The organism is Stenotrophomonas sp. GbtcB23, assembly GCF_019091045.1.
Taxonomy (GTDB): Bacteria; Pseudomonadota; Gammaproteobacteria; order Xanthomonadales; family Xanthomonadaceae; genus Stenotrophomonas; species Stenotrophomonas rhizophila_A.
Genome location: NZ_JAGXKC010000767.1, coordinates 1 through 230, shown reverse-complemented (window position 1 = coordinate 230; position 230 = coordinate 1). Strand labels below are relative to the sequence as shown.

The 230-nt window shown below is 70.9% G+C and carries 1 protein-coding gene; it reads left to right on the top strand.

Annotated elements, in window-relative coordinates; genetic code table 11:
* The coding region (locus tag KVS69_RS20855) for a MipA/OmpV family protein (protein ID WP_217540262.1) at positions 1–230 on the top strand (230 nt) is incomplete at both ends.

Sequence of the window (230 nt, the reverse complement as noted above, 5' to 3'; positions counted from 1 at the left end):
CAACGACAACTACTTCGGCCACAGTGCCGGGGAAGCGCAGCGCGGCGGCCTGGCGCGTTACAGGGCCGGCAGCGGCGTGGCGCCGTCCATGGATGTCACCGCGCTGATGCCGCTGGGCGCGCACTGGACCGCCACCGCATCGCTGCGCCGCACCCTGCTTACCAGCGCGGTGAAGGACAGCCCGATGACCCGGGGCGACCACATGGATACCGCGCTGCTGGCGCTCACTT